This is a genomic window from Occallatibacter sp., assembly GCF_049510455.1.
Lineage (GTDB): Bacteria > Acidobacteriota > Terriglobia > Terriglobales > Acidobacteriaceae > Telmatobacter.
Genome location: NZ_JBEKYX010000170.1, coordinates 1 through 5,917 on the forward strand (window position 1 = coordinate 1; position 5,917 = coordinate 5,917).

General features: G+C 57.1%; 5 protein-coding genes and 1 tRNA gene. 3 read left to right on the forward strand and 3 right to left on the reverse strand.

The genetic code is table 11. The features are described 5' to 3' along the window. Positions 1 to 10 precede the first annotated feature (10 nt). Together ABSG47_RS20240 and ABSG47_RS20245 are read right to left on the reverse strand one after the other, a co-directional pair. Positions 11 to 86: transfer RNA gene (locus ABSG47_RS20240), tRNA-Ala, on the reverse strand. A 50-nt stretch (positions 87 to 136) separates the two neighbouring features. Further along, positions 137 to 790, reverse strand: coding sequence for a TetR/AcrR family transcriptional regulator C-terminal domain-containing protein (locus tag ABSG47_RS20245; protein WP_424172174.1), 654 nt, complete (start codon positions 788 to 790; stop codon positions 137 to 139). 69 nt (positions 791 to 859) lie between these two features. Between ABSG47_RS20245 and ABSG47_RS20250 the strand changes: the two genes are divergently transcribed. The 3 genes from ABSG47_RS20250 (at position 860) to ABSG47_RS20260 (ending at position 3,325) form a co-directional block, all read left to right on the forward strand. Beyond that, on the forward strand, positions 860 to 1,810 hold the full coding sequence (locus tag ABSG47_RS20250; RefSeq protein WP_424172177.1) for a quinone oxidoreductase family protein: 951 nt from the start codon (positions 860 to 862) through the stop codon (positions 1,808 to 1,810). Positions 1,811 to 1,964: 154 nt separating this feature from the next. Further along, entirely contained in the window at positions 1,965 to 2,648 is a 684-nt protein-coding gene (locus ABSG47_RS20255) for an RNA polymerase sigma factor (RefSeq protein WP_424172179.1), read from the forward strand. Then, on the forward strand, positions 2,645 to 3,325 hold the full coding sequence (locus tag ABSG47_RS20260; protein WP_424172182.1) for a zf-HC2 domain-containing protein: 681 nt from the start codon (positions 2,645 to 2,647) through the stop codon (positions 3,323 to 3,325). Before ABSG47_RS20255 ends, ABSG47_RS20260 begins: the two co-directional genes overlap by 4 nt. 143 nt (positions 3,326 to 3,468) lie before the next feature. On the opposite strand, the gene ABSG47_RS20265 is transcribed toward ABSG47_RS20260, so the two are convergent. Continuing rightward, positions 3,469 to 4,389: a YncE family protein gene (locus ABSG47_RS20265; protein ID WP_424172185.1), complete on the reverse strand. Its 921-nt coding sequence runs from the start codon at positions 4,387 to 4,389 to the stop codon at positions 3,469 to 3,471. Positions 4,390 to 5,917 lie beyond the last annotated feature (1,528 nt).

Sequence of the window (5,917 nt, forward strand, 5' to 3'; positions counted from 1 at the left end):
TTGAAATAATTGGTGGACCTGATCGGGATCGAACCGATGACCTCTTCCATGCCATGGAAGCGCGCTCCCAGCTGCGCCACAGGCCCACATAAGGAAAAATGCAACTTTTCTATTTTCGCTGTTCGCGCCCAATTCGTCAATCAACCTTGCACGCAGCCGGCAAAGCCGATGCAATTCCCGCCACAATCAATCTGACTCCTTCTTCAAATCGGGAATCGTGATTGGTAAACATCTCGGCTCCAGCCTCCGCCGCAAGCGGGTAAAGCTCCTTATTTACGCGCTGCTCCCGCATCTCCAGGGCATATTGCTCATTCGGCATTCCCGGCGCAACGTCCATCGCCTGCTCCTCAATCACAAACCCCACCGTATAGCTATAAAGCGTGGTCAGCGCCACCACGGCCTGCCGCAGAGAAAAGCCCGCCAACGTAAATCTCCGCAGGCTCATATCCATCGCCTCAAACATCTTCGTATCGGTCAAATAAGTTCCGCTGGCCATCTTCGCCCCATCCCGATAGCGCAAAAACGTTCTCCGCAGGCTTGTGCAATACACAAATGCCAGCTCCTGCCAGCCTGGCAACTCGCCCCACTTCGGTTCGCCTTCCAGAGCCTCACGCAAAACCTGCGTTCCCATCTCATCCAGCAGCTCCTGCTTATTTTTGAAATGCCAATAAATCGCCGGCGCCTGCACTTCCAGCCGCGCCGCCAGCTTGCGCAGCGTCAATCCCTCCAGGCCGCCCTCATTTAATACAACAATGGCGTGGTGCAGAATAAGCTGTCGATCGAGCGGCATGAAAATAGTCTAGCATTTTTAATTTAACATTGTTAAATTAAACTTAACAATGTTAAGGAGGGCTTCCCAATGAAAGCTGCCGTCGTAAATACCCCCGGTGAACTGCCCAAATTTCAGGACTTCGATGAACCCACCCTGCAGGAAGGTGAAGTTCTCATACACGCTCGCGCCGCAGGCGTCCACCCTGTCGTGAAATCCATCGCTTCCGGCGCGCATTATTCCGCCAGCGGATCAGGCCCCATCATTCCCGGCGTCGATGGCGTCGGTACGCTCGAAGACGGTACCCGCGTCTACTTCGGCGGAGCCCGCAAGCCCTGGGGAACCATGGCCGAGCGCGTCGCCGTGCCGCGTTCCATGTACATTCCTGTTCCCGACGGAATCGATAATGTCACCGCCGCGGCCATTGCCAATCCCGGCATGTCCGGCTGGGTCGCGCTCAAAGATCGCGCCGGCCTGCTTCCAGGAGAAACCGTTCTCATCCTCGGCGCCACCGGCGTCGCTGGCCAGCTTGCCATCCAGGTCGCCCGCCAGATGGGAGCAAAGCGCATCGTCGGCGCTGGCCGCAATGTAGACGCACTCCGTAGCGCAGGCCTTGATGAAGTCATCGCGCTCAACCAGCCCGAAGACGATCTCCGCAAGGCATTCGTCGCGGAAGCCGTCGCTGGCATCGATGTAGTCATCGATTACCTCTGGGGCCGTCCGACTGAGCTCTTGTTGGAAGCTCTTGCCAAGGGATTCAAAGCCGAAGCCACGCACCGCACCCGCCTCGTGGAAGTCGGCGCAAGCGCCGGTCCCAGCATCACTCTGCCTGCCTCCATCCTTCGCAGCATTGATCTCACCATTCTCGGCAGCGGATTCGGTGCCGCATCCATCGATCGCATCTTCGCAGCCGTCTCAGAGCTCTTCGCTCTGGCAGCCGAAGGAGCGCTCAAAGTCGATGTGGACGTAGTTCCGCTCTCCGATGTGGAAACAGCCTGGAACCGCGCCAACAAGGGCCGCCGCATCGTTCTAACGGTTTGAAACCTTGCGCCCGGTCAGCCGTCAAATCTTTATCAGGAACACTTTCCTCCGCTGCGGTGTCTAAGGAATCAGGAAGTTAAAAAGTGTGCTGCAGAGCACACGCTGATTCCTGCGGAACATGCAGATTGCTGTAATAATGTGGAGGAAACTGGGTTTGCAGACGGACCTCACAATGGGCAATCTAGCCAGCGCATTGGCGCTCCACTCCGATGAAGCTGCTCTCGTAGCTGAGCTGCGAGCCGGCTCGGAAGAGGCCTTTGCATGGCTCATCTCGCGCTACCATCAGCCCATTTATTCGCTGCTGGCGCGCACCGTGCAGGATCGCGCGGATGCCGCGGATCTCACCCAGGAAGTCTTCGTAAAAGTCTTCCGCGGAGTCTCCAGCTTCCACGGTGAGTCCTCGCTCCGCACCTGGATCTACCGCATCGCCCTGCGCGAAGCCTCCAACCAGCGCCGCTGGTGGATGCGTCACAAGCAGCAGGAAGTGCCCATCGAGCAGGAGATTTACGAAAACGATTCGTCCGCGCCCATCCGGCTGAAAGAAATGCTCGTCGATCCGGCCGAATCGCCCTTTGACACTGTCCTGCACGCGGAAACTCGCGCCCGCGTGGAAGCCGCGCTGGCCGAAGTTCCCGAGCCATACCGCACCACGCTCATCCTGCGCGATATTGAAGGTTTTGTGTATGAAGAGGTTGCCGAAATGCAGGGAGTCAACCTCGGCACCGTCAAATCCCGGCTGGTCCGCGGACGCGCTTGTCTTAAGCAGATCCTGACCCGCTCCAATGTTCCAACCCGCTTCGCAAGCCATGCGCTGAATTTACGAGAGGGGGCGCAATGAACGGCTGCACAGCCATGCAGGCAAAATTTTCCGAATATCTCGATGGCCGGCTCACCGGCGTAGAGATGCAGCGCATCGCCTCTCATCTGGAGCAGTGCCTCCACTGCAGCGCTGAGTGGGCCTCACTGCGCAACGTCCAGTCGTCGCTCGCGGCTCTCGGCCCCATGCAGGAGCCAGATCATCTGCTGCTCCGCATCCGCGTAGCCGTAAGTCAGGAGCGCGCGCGCAGCAGCCAGGGCCAATTCCGCTGGCTCTCGCTGGCATGGAAGAATTCAGTCGGGCCGTTTCTGCTGCAGGCATCGGCGGGCTTCGCCTCCGCCGTGCTGCTGCTCGGCACGGTAGCCGTCATGGTCGGCATTGTCAGCAACCCGCCCATGGTTCAGGCCGGTGACGAGCCGCTCGGCAACTCCACCGCGCCGCGCCTGCTCTACTCCATTGGTGGATCGGAAAACAACGACATTGCCGCGCTCTCAGGCCCGGTGGTCGTGGAAGCCTATGTCAACGGCCAGGGCGCCGTCTACGACTTCCGCATCGTCTCCGGCCCCAACGATTCCCAGACCCGCGCCGCCGTGCAAAACCTGCTGCTGGTCAGCAAATTCGAGCCGGCCCGCTTCTTCGGTCAGCCCGTCCGCGGCCTCGCCGTGCTCTCCTTCTCAGGCGTCTCCGTCCGCGGATAGACGCGAGCAGTGGATCAGGCTGAATTGGAATTATGTCATGGCACGACTTCAGTCGTGCTGGGTTAACAAAAAGATCAGTGGGCTTTAGCCCCCGTGTTCAAAACCAATCCACTCCACCAAATTCATCCTTTCGATGGCCCTTCCTAGTTACCCAATCCCGGTAACGGTATTGTCCAGATGAGGTTCGAGTCCGGCATTGTGAGATATGCCACGTTAAGATTGGGATCGACCGCAATGGCGGTCACTGGGGATGGTGTCGCCACTGAGTCGAATACATAATTATCTGCTATATCCGTGATCGTGAACCCTGTAGGAGTGGCTGTAACGGCCACCCAGGCGTCGTATACCACCACAGGGGGGCCTCCGGGTTGATTGAAGTTGATAACCGGTGATGTCGATGTACCGACTAGGATCCCAGTGAATGCCCGCACGTCCGCTTTCGTACTGGCATCCAGGTGTGTCCCGATCGAGGAGACTGCCACTGAATTGGCCGGGGTATATGTTCCGCCTGGAGTTACATTGGCCGGATTCAGTTGATCGTCGTACACGTTTCCACTGGAATCGGCAGTAACTGCCACGATTTGGCCCACCTGATCGCTGTATCCGAGGGACAAGAGCGTTTTGCTGGTTGTCTCGGTGGCTGTTACGGTCATATTTTGGGTATTGACCTCGGTCAAAAAGCCGACGCCTCCAACCCATAGAATCCCCGCTGAGGTCAGCGCCAAGGATGTCGGCTTGCCGCCTACGGCGATCGTGTTGGTCACAGCGTTTGTCGTCAGGTTCACTTGCGTGACCGTACCATCCGTGTAATTAGCGACATAAGCGCTGCCGCCCGTGGAGCCAACAGCTAGTGCGACTGGCTGGTTGCCCACCGTCACGGTGGCAACAGGCGCGTCAGTGACTGTATTGAGAATCGTGACCGTGTTTGATCCGGAATTGGCTACGATCGCGCGCACCGATCCAGAAATAATCGTTGTGGTGTAACCACTGCCGCTAGTCGTCGTGTTAGTGACAGGGCTTGCAGCATAGGTGGCAACCGCAATCGGATTAGCTCCCACGCTCACCTTGGCGCTGCCGATCATAACCTGGGGAAACTCTGATTAAGTGGCACGAACGGTAGGTCACGGCTTCAGCCGTGACATAAATGCAGCAAAATCAATGCGGCTTTAGCCGCTGAGGTATGCTTCACGGACTTAATCAGACCTTCCCTGGAAAGTTCCCCGCCTCATAGTCAGTGTAGCCAGAGTATTGAATCGTATTCGTTATTGTTGCATTCCCAGAGATCGGGCTACAATAGGGTGGCTCTTGTACCCAATGGTCCCAATTTGAGGGTAGCTCGAGATTCTGTGGCTGGTAGATTGCCGGGCTCAGGGGGTTAGTGGGATTCTGTGCAGTCTGCCCCGAATAGGTAGTGAGCGTCCCTCCTGTGGGTGTGGCACCACCAGGTTCAAGTTGGCCCCAAACAAGGAATTCCTGGCATCGGGACTTGCACGAGAACGTTTCCACCGCACTCCATGCAGTTTTCTGTGATCCATTGCGTCGTTTGAAGAGTCAACTTCGTCGCAGTGCTCTTACACCCGATCAAAGAGATCAGAACCGCCATTAGGGCTGTTGTAGTCATTAGTCGCGCGACCACTATCATATCTTTCTCCTTTCAAGTCGATTGCGGACTCTGCTATTGCTAGATTCCCATGGCTTGGAGTAATTTGCTGAAGAGGACCATGTTGGCTGTGGTCCGATGCGAGTCTAAGTATTGATCAAGTCTTAGGCTTGCATTCTCCGCAGAGCTTTCGGCGCGAAACGACTCGCCAGCACGAGGAAGGGGCTGGCCTTGAGGGACGATAACTACCCCTCCATTGTTGAACGTGAGAAGGATCGTGAGCAAAACTGCCTCCTCGGGAAGGCAAGAGGTCGGATGCTCTTTTATGGAGGTCAGAACCGGGGCATTTCCCGCTAGAACCAGTCGAATACGATGCACCGTTTGGGCGTCGGTTTGAATGGGCGTGGCGTGGCTATCTTGTATCTGAGCCATTAGCCCATTAAACGCTGCAGCGACGGCGTCCTCCGGGATATATTGTCTCGGGTCGTGTCGCGCCACCTGATCCGCCGATGCGAGACGGTGCGCTAGCTCAGCCGCATCGCCCTGACTGACGTGTAACGCCGCAGCCCCCATCAGATCCATTGCATATTTCAGGCCACCTTCGGGGCTGTCTGCGTGCTGTGCGTATGTGCTGAGTGTGTTTAGATAGGCACTTGGACGGCCCGCTACGGGGGAGCCAGCTGTTTGAGCACTCAGGAGTGAGGTCATGATCATAGTGGCCGGGACAACTACCACAGACAACACGATCCATAGCATCATCCGATGGGGCATAAGCGAAACCCCTTCGCACCAACTGAAAGCGACGCCTGAAGATTCTCAGATACGCAGGTTAGATGGGATAATAGCCCTCCGGCCGTTGCCCGTCAACCCTTAGGGAACCTCTGCGTAGGGTCGTGATTTCCTGAGGGCATCGAGAGTTGAAGGTAGCTGAGTAGTTTGGGCTGGTTTGAGATCGGTTGTATTCGTTTCGAGGCCTGTTTTCCGGCCTCTGG

What these genes read in the sequence shown, in the direction of transcription:
- ABSG47_RS20245 (WP_424172174.1), bottom strand. Translation starts at nt 790, where the DNA reads ATGCCGCTCGATCGACAGCTTATTCTGCACCACGCCATTGTTGTATTA.
- ABSG47_RS20250 (WP_424172177.1), top strand. Translation starts at nt 860, where the DNA reads ATGAAAGCTGCCGTCGTAAATACCCCCGGTGAACTGCCCAAATTTCAG.
- ABSG47_RS20260 (WP_424172182.1), top strand. Translation starts at nt 2,645, where the DNA reads ATGAACGGCTGCACAGCCATGCAGGCAAAATTTTCCGAATATCTCGAT.